Origin of the sequence: Frankia sp. R82 (assembly GCF_023716925.1) — a bacterium.
Taxonomy (GTDB): Bacteria; Actinomycetota; Actinomycetes; order Frankiales; family Frankiaceae; genus Frankia.
The window spans coordinates 1-12,881 of the sequence record NZ_JAMQQG010000070.1 but is presented as its reverse complement, the minus strand read 5'-3'; the positions used below and the strand labels follow the sequence as shown (position 1 = coordinate 12,881).

Genomic DNA, 12,881 nt, shown 5'->3' with positions numbered 1-12,881 from the left:
GGCCGGTCGACGCGGCCCGGGTCGGGCCGGCCGTCGGCGCAAACGGACATCGGCGACGACCGCACCCTACCCGATTGTGAACCCAAAGTAGCAAAAGAATTGCTCAGCGTGTTCGTTTTCGTGCTCGTGCTCGAACGTCGCGGTGCCCTCGGCCGGGCCGATATCCTGGCCACGCCGTCGTGATGGGCCGCCGGGCTGCCCGCTCACCGGTGAGCACGACACCGAACGTCGAGAAGGTCGGCAGGTACCCAGCCATGATCGAGCACCAGGTGCGTGTGTTCGGCAGCGGTGAGCAGGTTGCCCGGTCCGCCGAGCTGGCCTGGAAGCTTGCGGACGTGGCCGCCGATCCGGTGGCCGTGCCCGCCGACGTCACCGAGATGGTGATCAACCGGGTGATCGACAATGCCGGGGTGGCAGCGGCATCCCTGAACCATGGCCCGGTGGCGGCCGCCCGCGACCAGGCGCTGCGGCACGCCCCGGCGCCCGGACGGGCCGGTGCGACGGTGTTCGGGTTGGCGGCGTCCACCCGGATCTCACCGGAGTGGGCCGCCTGGGCCAACGGGGTCGCCGTGCGCGAGCTGGACTTCCACGACACCTATCTGGCCGCCGACTACTCCCATCCCGGCGACAACATCCCGCCGATCCTCGCCGTCGCCCAGCAGTTCGCCACGTGGCAGCCCCCGGGCGGGCATGGTCCGGGGAAGCAGCCCCCGGGCGGGCGGGAGCTGGTGCGCGCGCTTGCGACCGGATACGAGATTCAGGTGGCCCTGGTGCGGGGCATCTGCCTGCACGCCCACCGGATTGACCACATCGCCCACCTGGGCCCGTCGGCCGCGGCCGGTATCGGCACGCTGCTGGGCCTGCCGGTGGAGGCGATCTACCAGGCGATCGGGCAGGCGCTGCACACGACGACGACCACGCGACAGTCCCGCAAGGGCACGATCTCGAGCTGGAAGGCGTACGCGCCGGCGTTCGCCGGCAAGATCGCCATCGAGGCCGTCGACCGGGCGCTGCGTGGCCAGGGCGCGCCCGCCCCGGTCTACGAGGGCGCGGACGGGGTGATCGCGCAGCTCCTCGACGGCCCCCACGCCACATATGTCGTGTCGCTGCCCGCGGCGGGGGAGCCCAGGCGCGGGATTCTCGACACCTACACCAAGGAACACTCCGCCGAGTACCAGAGCCAGGCGTTGATCGATCTGGCCCGCCGGCTCGGCCCGGCGATCGGGGACTTCACCCGGGTCGCGTCGATCGTGCTGCACACCAGCCACCACACGCATGTCGTGATCGGCTCCGGGGCCGGTGATCCACAGAAGTACGATCCGTACGCCACCCGGGAGACCCTCGACCACTCGATTCCCTACATCTTCGCGGTCGCCCTGCAGGACGGCGACTGGCACCACGAGCGTTCCTACGCCCCCGTGCGGGCCAGCCGGCCGGACACGGTCGAGCTCTGGCAGAAGATCAGCACGGTGGAGGATGCCGAGTGGACCCGGCGCTATCACAGCAGTGACCCGGCCGAGAAGGCGTTCGGGGGGCGGGTCGTGGTCAGCTTCACCGATGGTTCGACGCTGATCGACGAGATCGCCGTCGCCGACGCCCATCCGCTCGGCGCCCGCCCGTTCGCACGCACCGAGTACGTCGCCAAGTTCCGCCGCCTCACCGAGGGCGTCATCCCCGCCGCCGAGCAGGACCGTTTCCTCGACGTCGCCACCAGGCTGCCCGATCTGCGCCCCGACGAACTGGCCGGCCTCACCCTGACGCCCGCCCTGCCGCTGACGGCCAGTGGCACCGACGGCATCTTCTGATGCTGCACGCGGGCATCCCCGCCCACGAGCGTCGGGCCGCGTTGCGGGCCGCGTTGCGTTCGGGCCGGCTGCTGCGGTTCCCCGGCGCGTTCAACCCGCTGTCCGCGGTGCTGATCACCGAGCTCGGTTTCGACGGGGTGTACGTCTCCGGCGCCGTGCTCGCCGCTGACCTGGCCCTGCCCGACATCGGCCTGACCACGCTCACCGAGGTCGCCACCCGCGCCGGGCAGATCGCCCGGGTCACCGATCTGCCCACCCTCGTCGATGCCGACACCGGCTTCGGTGAGCCGATGAACGTCGCCCGCACCATCCAGACGCTCGAGGATGCGGGCCTGGCCGGCTGTCATCTCGAGGACCAGGTCAATCCCAAACGCTGCGGCCATCTCGACGGCAAGACCGTCGTCCCGGTGCAGGAGATGCTCCGCCGGCTGCGCGCCGCCGTCGCCGCCCGCCGCGACCCCAACTTCCTGCTCTGCGCCCGCACCGACGCCCGCGCCATCGAGGGCCTGACCGGCGCGATCGACCGGGCCCGCGCCTACGCCGACGCCGGCGCCGACATGATCTTCCCCGAGGCGCTGGCCGACGCCAGCGAGTTCGAAGCCCTCCGCAAGGCCGTGGCCGTGCCGATCCTCGCGAACATGACCGAGTTCGGCAAAACCGAACTGCTCACCACCAGCACCCTGGAATCCGCCGGCGTGAACCTCGTCATCTACCCCGTCACCCTGCTTCGCCTTGCGATGGGGGCGGTCGAGGACGGACTGCGCCGGATAGCCACCGACGGCACCCAGGCCGGCCTCGTCGAACACATGCAGACCCGCTCCCGCCTCTACGAACTACTCGACTACTCCGCCTACAACTCCTTCGACACGGACATCTTCACCTTCCGGGCCTGAGTCCGAGCCGGTCCGGCTGAGACGCCCCGGGCAGAACCGCGGGCACCGGACGGGGGTGAGCAGCGGCACCCTCGCGATCGCCGTCCCGGGCCAGGAAGCGCCTTCGCCCCGGTGACTACCACGGCTGGGATATCTGCGGGGTCTTCTGCGGCCAGCCCGGCTCGATTCCCAGCAGGGCCAGCACCTGCTCCACCGCGTCCATGCGGCCAGCCGCCCGGCCCGGATCCGTGACCGCGGTCGCGACCGCCGGTCGACCCGTATGCCGCCCGGCCTGGTCCCGGGTGATCTCCCGACTGAGAGCGACCGCCAGGCCGGCGATGAACCCGGCTCCCACCTCCGGTGAGACGAGGCCCCGCCGCACATCCGCATTGACCGACATCGCTCCGCCCGCCCAGACCAGCACAGTGCTTCCGTCGCTGAGCGTGATGGCCACCAGCGACGGTCCGCACAGCAGCAGCGCGCGAGCCGCGATGATGGCCTCCGCGGGCGCCCTGACGGGATACCCGACCAGGGCGGCCATGTCCTCGGCGTCCGCGCGGACGACGTCCGTCAGCGCGAGCAGGGCCGCCAGACAACGAGGGTCGTCCGGCGCGCCGTCGATGATGACCTTGGCGCCTCCGTCGCGCGCCGCGCGGGCGACGACCACGGCCGCGGCGGCCGGTCCCACCATGGAGATCACCACGACCCGGGCGTGGGCGAAGGCCGATGCCGCCCCGGGCACGTCCGAAACGGCCAGCCGGGCCTGTTCCGGCAGGTGTTCCAGGTATCGGACCGAGCCGGTGTCGTCGACGAGGCTGAGCAGCAACGGAGTCGGCATGCCGGGCCGTCGAACAAGCGACCGGATGTCGATCTCCTCGGCGGCGAGCTGGAAACACAGATCCGTGCCTGCGGCGTCCTGCCCGATCACCCCGACCAGTGCCACCGAGGCACCACGGCGGGCGGCGGCGACCGCGACGTTGGCCCCTGCGCCGCCCGGCACCTTTCGCCGCTCCCGGACCTGGGCCGAGCCGGCGGCGTCGGGCATCGCGGGGACAAGAAGCTCCATCTCCCAGCCCACGACACCCACGGACACGACGTCGAACGACTTCATGGCTGGTCGCTCCTCAGATAGCCCGCGTGGACCGACCGGCACAGACCCTTCGCCGGTCGGGCGCACCCGATCGGATGGTCATCGGTCAGCGCCGCCCCAAAGCGCGGCGTGCCATACGGCCGGCCGGGGACCGGTGAAGACGTAGCCGGGTCCCGGCGGCTGGTTGACGTTGGATCCGACATGGTGACCTCGCAGTTGTGGAAACATGACTCGTCGAGAAGGCTCTGCCCGGCGGCGCGGCTCGATACGGATCGACATCCGTGCACGGGGCTGCGTCGTCCCTCCCTCCTCCGGTCGTCACCGAAAGACCGCAGGTGCACACGATGTGTATGTGGCGGCGTCCGCCTTTGTCTATCCCACTGATATCCACCTGGCGCCGGGAACGCATCGTGGATTCAGGTTCCAGTGCCTTGTCGGGGCGGGTTCGCGAACGTGACCCTAGCGAAGAGGGTACGTGTGGGCAGGGAGCCACGCGGGTGAGTTCGTGAGCTGCCGGCAGGACTCTTCCGACCTGCCGGAGACGGATCGCGGAAGAGCCCCGGATCTTGCTTCTTGCCCTGTCCCCCAGGGAGAACCGGGCGCGCCGCGCCTGACGGAAGAAGGCTCGGTGGTCCGATAACCAGGATTTGGCCAGGATTTAGCGAGCGGGTGTAAGTGATGATGCTGACCGCTCGCCGCATATCCGGTGCCCGCGGCTTCGGGCGGGCGCGCGAAGGGCGGGAACATCTGCCGGAACGGCAGATGAGGTGAAGGCATCCGGGCGGGCCGGACCCCCCGTGGAGATCATCGGTGAATGCGTGGCCCCGATGTGATCTGTCTCCGAGGTCGCGGTGATACCTGGCTACCCTGGCAAAAGAGATGATCACGTGGCGGCCGGTGAGATCGGTGACCGGCGGTGGTGTCCCGGGAAGTCCGGACCGCCCGTCGACCGAGACTTTCTCTCGGGTGGCACGGGACTTAAGTCCTCGCGGCCTGGGCCGATCGGACGCGGAAGGAATGGTATATGGCCGAGGAGCCTCACAAGAAGAGGGCTGATTTCGGATTTATCCGGTTGAACGAGCGAGACCTCCTGGCTTTCGAATGGATCTTCAATATGGGGGCGATCTTCGAAATAGACATACAGTTTCTGGTCAGCCCGAAGCAGCCCCTGTCGCGGAACGCGGTGCGCTCGGTGGTCCGCCGCTGGGAGAAGGCGGGGGTCGTGCGGGCGGAACCGGTCCTTGCGGGGGAGGGCCGTCTCGTGCGGTTGACCGTGGAGGGCGCCCTGCTCGTCAGCGATGACACCGCCGACGGTCTCCCCGCCGCGGCCGAGACGCCCACCCGCTCCGTACGCCATGCGCTGGCGAGTCGGGCGCGGTTGCAGATCGAGAGATCGGGTGTTTCCGACCTGCAGGCGCACGGGTGGGTGAGCGAGCGCCAGTGGCGGCTCGAGAACGCCGCGACCGCGGCGGCCGGTGGGCACGTCCCGCACGGGATCGCGCTGCTTGACGGCGGCGTCGGCGCACTGGTGCACGTCACCCGCACAGCGGTCGAGCTGAACCGGCTCCGGTTGCTTCTGGCGGACATCGACCGCCAGTATCCGTTCGTGATCGCTGCCGTACCATCCGACCTGACGGGGGCCGCCCGCCTGCTGGCGACCGCCTCGGCCGAAGGGTCGTCGGGGTCGTCGGCCCGACTTGAGGTCATCCGACTCTGACCGCGATGCCGGCCACCCGGTCCGCATCCTGATCTCGGCGTTGGCGCGGCGTTGAAACCGCAGGATTCCCGGTTCAGCTGCGCAGTGTGTCGCTGGGGGCCTGCCCGAAGGTGTCCCGGTAACGGGCGCAGAAGCGGCTGGGACTGACGTGGCCCCAGCGGGGGGCTACATCCGTGACGGTGGTGGTGCCGTCGCCAGGATTGGCCGCGAACAGCTGCGCGTCGGCGCGGTCCATCCGGGCGCGGCGCGGATAGGCCATGGGCGTCGTGTCCAGGCGACGGCGAAAGGCAAGCTGGAGCACGCGGACGGTGACGGGTGCCGCACGGGCGATGTCGGTGGCGCTGATGTCGAGATCGGCGTCGGCGTCGATGAACGCGACGGCACGCGCCAGGGTGGCGGGGGTGGCGGGGGTGGCGGCGGTGCGGTCGTAGTGCCGTGGCTCGGTGATCCAGGTGTTGGGGAACGCCGAAAGCATGGCGGCGGCCGCCGGCCGACTCGTCCGCATCGGCCAGCGGACGGCTCGCCGCGATGCGCACCGAGGGAAGAACCGGCAGGCCCCCGGGCAGCAGCTGCCGTTGCAGCGCGGTGACGACATCGCGACCCCCACCTGCTGACCCGCCAGCTCCGGAAACACCTCGAGCAGCGGTATCCCCACCAGGTTTCCCGGTTCAACGTGCGGCGACAGGCCGCGTTCACCGCCACCATCCTGTGATCTGAACCTGCCAGACCGGTCAGCATGATGGGCATCGATGCGAAGATCTCCCCGACTGCCCTGAGTCCACCCGCCCGAAAATTCGGATCATCAACCGGTTTGAGCGTCAAGGGAAGGTCTGCCTTCTGTTCCGCGACGCCGGAGACTCGCCGTACTGCCGACTATCGGCCATGCCTGCTGTATGGTGCGGGATATCTCGGTGCCCGGTGGGAATCCGGTCGCGTGTGCTGTCTGTGGTCTGCTGTCTGTGGTCTGCTGTCTGTGGTCTGCTGTCTGTGGTCTGCTGGCGGCGGCCCTGCCTCAGCCGGCGGACCTGACGTCCGCGGCGGCAGATGTGCCAGCCCACCACGCCCTCGACACGACGCCGGGTGATCTCACGGCGGGTCGCTCCGCACGATGCCGAAGGCCGACTGCCGGCACCTCCCACAACGCCCTGTACCGCGCGACCGACGGGGGGTCGATGAAAGACGCAGCCGGGGCCCCGGCGGCTGGTTGAGGTTGGCTCCGACGCCGTCGGGCTCGCGGCCGGAGCCAGCTGATCCCGCCCTCGGCCTGCGCCACGCCCACCGAGGCGACCAGCACGGCCACGAGGACCGCCCCTGCCCGACCCGAACGCGAATCTGTGCGACCTATCCCTGCTCCGAACGTCGCCGAGTAACTGCTACGCGCGCAACGCTCCGGCAGAGGGGTTCGCATCAGCTGACTCCGATAATGTTCTCCTTGTACTTTTCGAGGCGTCGAAAACGAAATCCGGGTCGCCTGGTCCTGGCGAGTTCGTAAACGAGATCCTAGCGAGGGTTCCGGGTGGCGGCGTGGAGCCACGCGGGCGAGTTCGCGCGTCGTTGACGGGATCTTCCGGTTGACCGAAGATGCATCCCGGACCCTTTCGGGAGTGACCTTGTCTCCACCTCGTTCCTGTTGCCCTGCAGGCGAATCGGGGTCGACGGCGATACGGGAAGGGGTGTAGACGGGCCGATGACGAGGATTTGGCGAGCAGGTAATGCGGATTCGGTGTACCCCTGGTTCGGACCGGGTGGCCTTCGCCACAACCCGAACGCCAGAGGGGCGGGAAAATCTGCCGGAACGGCCGATGTGGTAAATGAATTCCAGTCGGTCGGGGTCCTTTTGTGGATCACCGGGAAATATGTGATCCCGGCGTGGCCTGTTGCCGTGGTGGCGGGCATGGATGACTAGCCTTACCGAACAGTGATCATGTGAAGATCGGGTGGTTGGCGACTGGTCGCGCATACCCGTGCGGTCCGGGCTGCTCACCCGAGGAGCTCGCCTCCCGGTGGTGCCGGAGCCGGGCTCCGGACGACCGGGCCGGGTGACGTGAAAGGAGCAAGCATGACCGAGTCGAGTTTGAAAAGAAGGGCGGATTCCGGACATATCCGCCTGAACGGGCGTGATCTCAACGCCATCGAATGGATCTATGACATGGGGGCGATCTTTGAAGTGGACATATCGCAGCTGGTCAGCCCGAAGGCGCCGTTGTCACGTAATGCGGTGCGCTCGGTGGTCCGCCGGTGGGAGAAGGCGGGTGTCGTCCGCGCGGAGCCGATGCTCGCGGGGAAGGGCCGGCTCGTGCGGCTGACCACCGAGGGTGCCCATCTCGTCAGCGAGGGCACCCTTGACGTTCCTGTCCAGGGGGGCACGTCGACCCGCTCCGTGCGCCATGCGCTGGCGGGCCGGGCGAGGCTGCAGATCGAGAGATCAGGCGTCGCCACCCTGCAGATGCGCGGATGGGTGAGCGAGCGCCAGTGGCGGCTGGAGAACGTCGCGAACACGACGGTCGGTGCCCATATCCCGCACGGGATCGTTGTTTTCGACGCCGATGTCGTCGGCATGGTGCATGTCGCACACACGGCCGTCGAGCTGAGTCGGCTCCGGTTGCTGCTGGCGGACATCTCCCGGCGACATCCGTTTGTCATCGCCGCCGTGCCGCCCGAGCTGGCCGTCGCCGCTCGCCTGCTGGCGACCGCGCGGGCGGCTGATACGGCGGAAACGACGACTCGGCTGGAAGTCGTCGAGCTCTGAGCGGGACGGCGATGGAGCGGAGCACACCCGGGCGTGGCCGGCCGGCACGCGACTCACGCGCCTGGGGTCGCGGGCCACACGGCCGCATGTCGGCCGTTGTCCGCCGTGGCCGAGCTGCCCAGCAGCATGCCGTTGGACGTTGTCGCCACCACGGAGCTGTCTCGACCGCCCAGACCCTCGTGCTGTCGCAGGACGCCCTGGTGCCAGGTGGCGGCATGCGATCCGCCGGCAGGCGACTGGACCATGCCGGCCACGAGGCCGTCGTCGGTGAGACCGGCCGGATCGAAACCTCCGGTGGGCAGGGAGATCTCCGTCCGGCTGCCTTCCACCCACAGAAAGGCACGCTGGCGGTCCCCGATGCTGCGCACCAGCACGTTGCCCTGCCGGTTGATGGCCACCGCCTCGCTGGCCTGATCGCCGGGGAGCACGCCAAGGTCGGTCATGTACCCCCGACGCCAGAGGTAGGCGTGCGACCTGCCCGAAGCGGTCGTACTCGAGCCGACGACCCAGCCTGCGTTGTTCACCGCCTGCGCGGTGCTGCTGGAACCACCGAGGGTGCCCAGGTCGTAGATCCGACTGTCGGACCAGGCGAATGCATGGGTCGTCCCGTCAGGCAGGGAACTGGCTCCGACGACCTGTCCGCGATCGTTCACGGCGGTCGCCGTGCTGTGGTCTCCGCCCAGGGTTCCCATGTCCTGCATCCGCCCGTGCACGATCCGCCAGGCATGGGAGGCCGCGGTATCGGTCGTGCTGCTGCCGGCGATGATGCCGCTGGTGCTGATGGCAGCCACGGTGCTCACTCGGCCGCCCTGACCATCCCCTCCGCCGAGAAACCCCAGTGGCTGCAGGACGCCGTTCGCCCACCGGAACGCCTGGCGATCGTAGCGTCGGACGGTCTCCCCGACCAGCTCGCCTGACTCGTTCATCTGGATGGGCCGACAGTTGCCCAGTGTCAGCCGAACCCTGCCTGCCAGCCATATGAAGCCGAGTATTTCATCCGCGGAGATCTGCCAGTATCCGGCGCACAGGCCTCGCCGGTTCCCGCAGGTCACCACCCCCGGCCATGGCTGGGGTGACAGGATCCGAGTCGGTTTCGATCCGGCCTCCACTCCGGGATTCGGGGTGACCGCAGACGTGCGCAGAGGCCCGGCACTCGCCGATTCCACCGCTGAGGTCGACGCGGTCGCCACTGTTCCCTGTTCGGGCAGCAACGGCGCCACGGCGGCCGTAGCGGCCAGAAATCCCAGGAGCGCGCGGCGATCGTTGCCGAACATTGGAAGATCCCTTCGATTCCAGTCCGGACCGTAGGTTCGAATGTCGCGACATGACGGCCGGGCTGTGCGCTGCTCGGTGCTGATGCGGGCTAGAGGATCGCAGCAGCAGGATGCACACCGAAGGAAACGACACGGAGGAATGCCACACAGATACCACGATCGATCTTACCTGTGCCGGATCATTTGCGGGCCGGGGGAGAGATAGGTGGGAGGTTGTTCGACGTTGGGTCGGCACTCGTCCCGAAAAAATACCGAGAACTGTCCCGGCGCGCTGTCGACCACCGGCAGCGGGTCGCCATGTGGCGCGCGATACCGGACCGGTCGGGAACCTGTGGGCGTGTTCCTCCCGTGACCCTTTCGTGATCGGCTTTTGTCTCCGGTAAAACATCTCGCCAGGTGGGCGGTGGTGACGACCATAGAAGTCTGTGAAGACCCGGTGCGGACGTTGTCCGAGACCGATGATCTGGACGTCGCCCACCGCCGGGCATCACGCGGTGTGACCGGCGTCCGGCGTGGAGGTCCCGCCGGCGGGACGGTGGGACCGACGTACGACGCGGCGTGGCCAGCCGCGGGTGTCGCGCGGGCGGGTGTAGGGCTCGACGGATTCCGGCTGGCCCCCGGCGATGGCCCGCTGGCGGGCGAGCTCGGCGTCGAACTCCAGACCGAGCAGGATCGCGAGGTTCGTCAGCCACAGCCAGACCAGGAAGATGATGACCCCGGCCAGCGTGCCGTAGGTCTTGTTGTACGAACCGAAGTTCGCGACGTAGAAGGCGAACCCGGCCGAGGCGGCCATCCAGATCGCCAGGGCCAGTCCGCTGCCCGGCGTGACCCAGCGAAAGCCGTGATGGCGTACGTTCGGCGCCGACCAGTACAGCAGCGCGATCATCAGGATGACGAAGAAGACCAGGACCGGCCATTTCGCGTACGACCAGACGTCGACCGCCGTCTGCCCCAGACCGAGCGCGGCACCGGCCTGCCGGGCGACCCCGCCGCTGAACACGACGATCACGGCGCTCAGCGCGAGCAGCACCATCATCGCCACGGTCACCGCGACCCGTAGCGGCGCGATCTTCCAGGCAGGTCGACCCTCGGGAATGTCGTAGACGGCGTTCGCGGCCCGGATGAACGCCGCGACGTACCCGGACGCCGACCAGACCGCGCCGGCCAGCCCGATCAGGGCGACCACACCTCCGGTACCGCCGCTGTCACGGATACCGTTCACCGCGTCCCGCACGATGTCGCGGGCCGAACCCGGCGTCAGCTGCTCGACATTATCCAGAATGGTGGTGGTTGCGGATTTGCCGACCACGCCCAGCAGGGAAACCAGTACCAGCAGCGCCGGGAAGATCGCCTGAATGGCGTAGTAGGTGAGCGCGGCGGCGCGGTCGGACAGGGCGTCGTCGTTGAACTCCGTGACGGTCCGCCGCAGAACCGCCCACCAGGAGGCGGCCGGTAGCTCGTGAAGCCGATCCGGCGCAGCCCGTTCCACCGCATCGTCCGGGCCGGTGCCCACCGCGAGCTCCGTACGCTGACCGCGTCTTCTCCTGAGCGCCACCATGCCTTTCCGGTTCCCCGCCGCTGCGCGGTATCCCACGAATCAGGGAGTTCGGCCGGTTTCATCTGGTGACGGGGTCGGCCTCCGCGACGGGGCGTCCGTCGGTACGGACGGGTGGCCCGGTCCGGGGGAGGGCCAGCGCCCGCAGGTGGTCGGCGAAGCCACCCTGGACCCGTGATCTGGCTCGGGCGCTCGTGGTGGCCCGCAGCGCGGTACTCGACACGACGCTGACGCCCGGCAGCGCCGCCAGTCGGGTGGCCAGCGCGTGATCCTCACCCACCGGCAGGCCCGGCATGCCGCCGGCGCGAAGATAGGCTGCGGCGGACACGGCCATGTTCGCGCCGTGGACGTGCGGATGGGACCGCTCGGCGCCGTCGAGCCGGACGTACCCGGCCCGGTAACGCGCGGGCAGGGTGGCGGGCAGTTCGTTCCAGTCGTCCACCGTCACGATGCCGAGGACGGCGTCGGCGCCGGCCCGGGCCAGCCGAAGCTGGACGGTGAGCCAGTCGGGTGCGACGCGGGTGTCGGCGTCGGTGGTGGCCAGCCAGAGCGCACCGCCCCCGGGACCGGACCCACTTCCGGAGACGGCGTCCGGTCCAGGCCCACCACCGGCCGGGCGTGCCGTTTCGAGGCCGTCGTTGCCGATCAATGCGGCGAAGCCCGCGCGGCGCACCGCGCCGACGTTGCGCAGCTCGACCCCGAGCGTCGGCGTCGCGCGGGCCCGGCATCGCGCCGCCGTGGCATCCCGGCAGCAGTCCAGGACGACCAGGACGGTGACGGGGATGCCGGCCACCCCCGGATGAGCGGCGGCCGTGGCCACGGCGTCCAGGCAGGGACCGATGAGCTGCTGCTCGTCCCGCGCGGGGATGACGACCCCGATCCGATCGGGTGGGGACGGCCTGCTCACGGCGGCGGCGTCCAGATACCGGTACGGACGGCCACCGAGCGGGGCTCGTCCGACCAGACCTGGGCGAGCAGATCATGGTCCTGGTAGGTGGCCAGCGTGGTCATCCCCGCGGCCGTCGCCGACCGGTCGAGGGCCGCGTGGACCTCACCGGCGCCGAGCGGGTAGTCGGCCACCGGGTGGCGCCAGTGGACGGCGAGCAGGGTGGTGGCACCGGTGGTCGCCCGCGCGGCCAGCTCCGCCAGATCCCGGTCGTCGAGGTAGTACCCGACCTCGGAGAGCACCACCAGATCGAAGGACGTCGACGGCCAGTCGGCCGGCACCGCGCCGACCTGGACGCGCACGTGCGCCAGGTCGGCCAGGTCGGCCGCAGCCTGCTCGGCCACGGCGGGGACGACGTCGGTGGCGAGCAGCCGATCACAGCGGCCGGCCAGCAGCCGGGTCAGCACCCCGATCGAGCAGCCCGGCTCGTACCCGCTGGCATACCGGCGCTCGGGCAGCAGCGCCATGGTGAGGGCTCGTTTGCGTTGCTCGTACCAGCGGGTCCGAAAACCCCACGGATCGGCCCGGTCCGCGTAGAGGGCGTCAAAGTAGTCGCCGGGCAGGCTCGTCACAGCTGCCATCCCGGGTCCTCGGCGGCGACCGCGACACCGAGCTCCGCGAGATCCCGCTCGGCATGATCCTGTCGGATGTAGACCTCCAGATCGGCCACCCGCTGGGCATGCGAGGGGTTACCGGCCAGCGGGGCGGGTCCCAGCGCCCGTCCCACCCGGGTCAGCACGACGGCGGCGGCCTCGGCCACCGTGGCGCGCACCCGCCGCGCCAACCGACTGTGATCAGCCTGGGGGGCGGCGTCGACCGCGTCGGCCGCATACCGCAGCGCGTCGCGGGCCGACCCCAGGGCCACGTCGACCC

11 protein-coding genes and 1 pseudogene are annotated in these 12,881 nt (G+C 69.7%); 5 read left to right on the top strand and 7 right to left on the bottom strand.

Translation table 11 applies throughout. The features are described 5' to 3' along the window. The 3 genes from ND747_RS13900 to prpB all read left to right on the top strand — a co-directional run. Positions 1-183, top strand: a 183-nt coding sequence (locus ND747_RS13900) for a hypothetical protein (RefSeq protein ID WP_251734003.1), incomplete at its 5' end; no start/stop codon positions are given. Between the two features lie 71 nt (positions 184-254). Then, the gene (locus tag ND747_RS13895; RefSeq protein ID WP_251734005.1) at positions 255-1,805 is read left to right on the top strand and encodes an MmgE/PrpD family protein; all 1,551 of its coding nucleotides are present in this window, start codon (positions 255-257) and stop codon (positions 1,803-1,805) included. Continuing rightward, complete coding sequence (gene prpB, locus ND747_RS13890; protein ID WP_251734002.1) at positions 1,805-2,698, top strand: methylisocitrate lyase; 894 nt, start codon at positions 1,805-1,807, stop codon at positions 2,696-2,698. Before ND747_RS13895 ends, prpB begins: the two co-directional genes overlap by 1 nt. 115 nt (positions 2,699-2,813) lie before the next feature. Here prpB and ND747_RS13885 read toward each other — a convergent pair whose 3' ends face one another. Further along, positions 2,814-3,788: a carbohydrate kinase family protein gene (locus ND747_RS13885; protein ID WP_251734000.1), complete on the bottom strand. Its 975-nt coding sequence runs from the start codon at positions 3,786-3,788 to the stop codon at positions 2,814-2,816. A gap of 1,093 nt (positions 3,789-4,881) precedes the next feature. Between ND747_RS13885 and ND747_RS13880 the strand changes: the two genes are divergently transcribed. Next, positions 4,882-5,484 (top strand): hypothetical protein, encoded by a 603-nt coding sequence (locus tag ND747_RS13880; RefSeq protein WP_251733998.1) that lies wholly within the window; start codon positions 4,882-4,884, stop codon positions 5,482-5,484. Positions 5,485-5,557: 73 nt separating this feature from the next. Here the strand turns inward: ND747_RS13880 and ND747_RS13875 are convergent, their stop codons facing one another. Further along, a complete protein-coding gene (locus ND747_RS13875; RefSeq protein ID WP_251733996.1) occupies positions 5,558-5,989 on the bottom strand; it encodes a helix-turn-helix transcriptional regulator in 432 nt (143 codons plus the stop codon). Positions 5,990-7,543: 1,554 nt separating this feature from the next. Between ND747_RS13875 and ND747_RS13870 the strand changes: the two genes are divergently transcribed. After that, positions 7,544-8,233 carry a hypothetical protein gene (locus ND747_RS13870; RefSeq protein WP_251733994.1) on the top strand — a complete coding sequence of 230 codons (690 nt, stop codon included), beginning with the start codon at positions 7,544-7,546 and terminating at the stop codon, positions 8,231-8,233. Between the two features lie 53 nt (positions 8,234-8,286). Here ND747_RS13870 and ND747_RS13865 read toward each other — a convergent pair whose 3' ends face one another. The 5 genes and pseudogenes from ND747_RS13865 to ND747_RS13845 form a co-directional block, all read right to left on the bottom strand. Continuing rightward, the gene (locus ND747_RS13865) at positions 8,287-9,159 is read right to left on the bottom strand and encodes an HAF repeat-containing protein (protein ID WP_251733992.1); all 873 of its coding nucleotides are present in this window, start codon (positions 9,157-9,159) and stop codon (positions 8,287-8,289) included. 835 nt (positions 9,160-9,994) lie between these two features. Next, positions 9,995-11,065, bottom strand: coding sequence for a YihY/virulence factor BrkB family protein (locus ND747_RS13860; RefSeq protein WP_251733990.1), 1,071 nt, complete (start codon positions 11,063-11,065; stop codon positions 9,995-9,997). Positions 11,066-11,123: 58 nt separating this feature from the next. After that, complete coding sequence (locus ND747_RS13855; protein WP_251733987.1) at positions 11,124-11,969, bottom strand: glycosyltransferase; 846 nt, start codon at positions 11,967-11,969, stop codon at positions 11,124-11,126. Next, positions 11,966-12,589 (bottom strand): SAM-dependent methyltransferase, encoded by a 624-nt coding sequence (locus ND747_RS13850; protein WP_251733985.1) that lies wholly within the window; start codon positions 12,587-12,589, stop codon positions 11,966-11,968. Before ND747_RS13850 ends, ND747_RS13855 begins: the two co-directional genes overlap by 4 nt. After that, a pseudogene (locus tag ND747_RS13845) lies at positions 12,577-12,881 on the bottom strand (acyl-CoA dehydrogenase); the annotation flags it as partial. The gene ND747_RS13850 and the pseudogene ND747_RS13845, both read right to left, overlap by 13 nt.

Excerpts from the sequence above, each read along its gene's own strand:
- ND747_RS13895 (WP_251734005.1), top strand. The coding sequence starts at position 255 with ATGATCGAGCACCAGGTGCGTGTGTTCGGCAGCGGTGAGCAGGTTGCC.
- prpB (WP_251734002.1), top strand. The coding sequence starts at position 1,805 with ATGCTGCACGCGGGCATCCCCGCCCACGAGCGTCGGGCCGCGTTGCGG.
- ND747_RS13885 (WP_251734000.1), bottom strand. The coding sequence starts at position 3,788 with ATGAAGTCGTTCGACGTCGTGTCCGTGGGTGTCGTGGGCTGGGAGATG.
- ND747_RS13880 (WP_251733998.1), top strand. The coding sequence starts at position 4,882 with ATGGGGGCGATCTTCGAAATAGACATACAGTTTCTGGTCAGCCCGAAG.
- ND747_RS13875 (WP_251733996.1), bottom strand. The coding sequence starts at position 5,989 with ATGCGGACGAGTCGGCCGGCGGCCGCCGCCATGCTTTCGGCGTTCCCC.
- ND747_RS13870 (WP_251733994.1), top strand. The coding sequence starts at position 7,544 with ATGACCGAGTCGAGTTTGAAAAGAAGGGCGGATTCCGGACATATCCGC.
- ND747_RS13865 (WP_251733992.1), bottom strand. The coding sequence starts at position 9,159 with ATGAACGAGTCAGGCGAGCTGGTCGGGGAGACCGTCCGACGCTACGAT.
- ND747_RS13860 (WP_251733990.1), bottom strand. The coding sequence starts at position 11,065 with ATGGTGGCGCTCAGGAGAAGACGCGGTCAGCGTACGGAGCTCGCGGTG.
- ND747_RS13850 (WP_251733985.1), bottom strand. The coding sequence starts at position 12,589 with ATGGCAGCTGTGACGAGCCTGCCCGGCGACTACTTTGACGCCCTCTAC.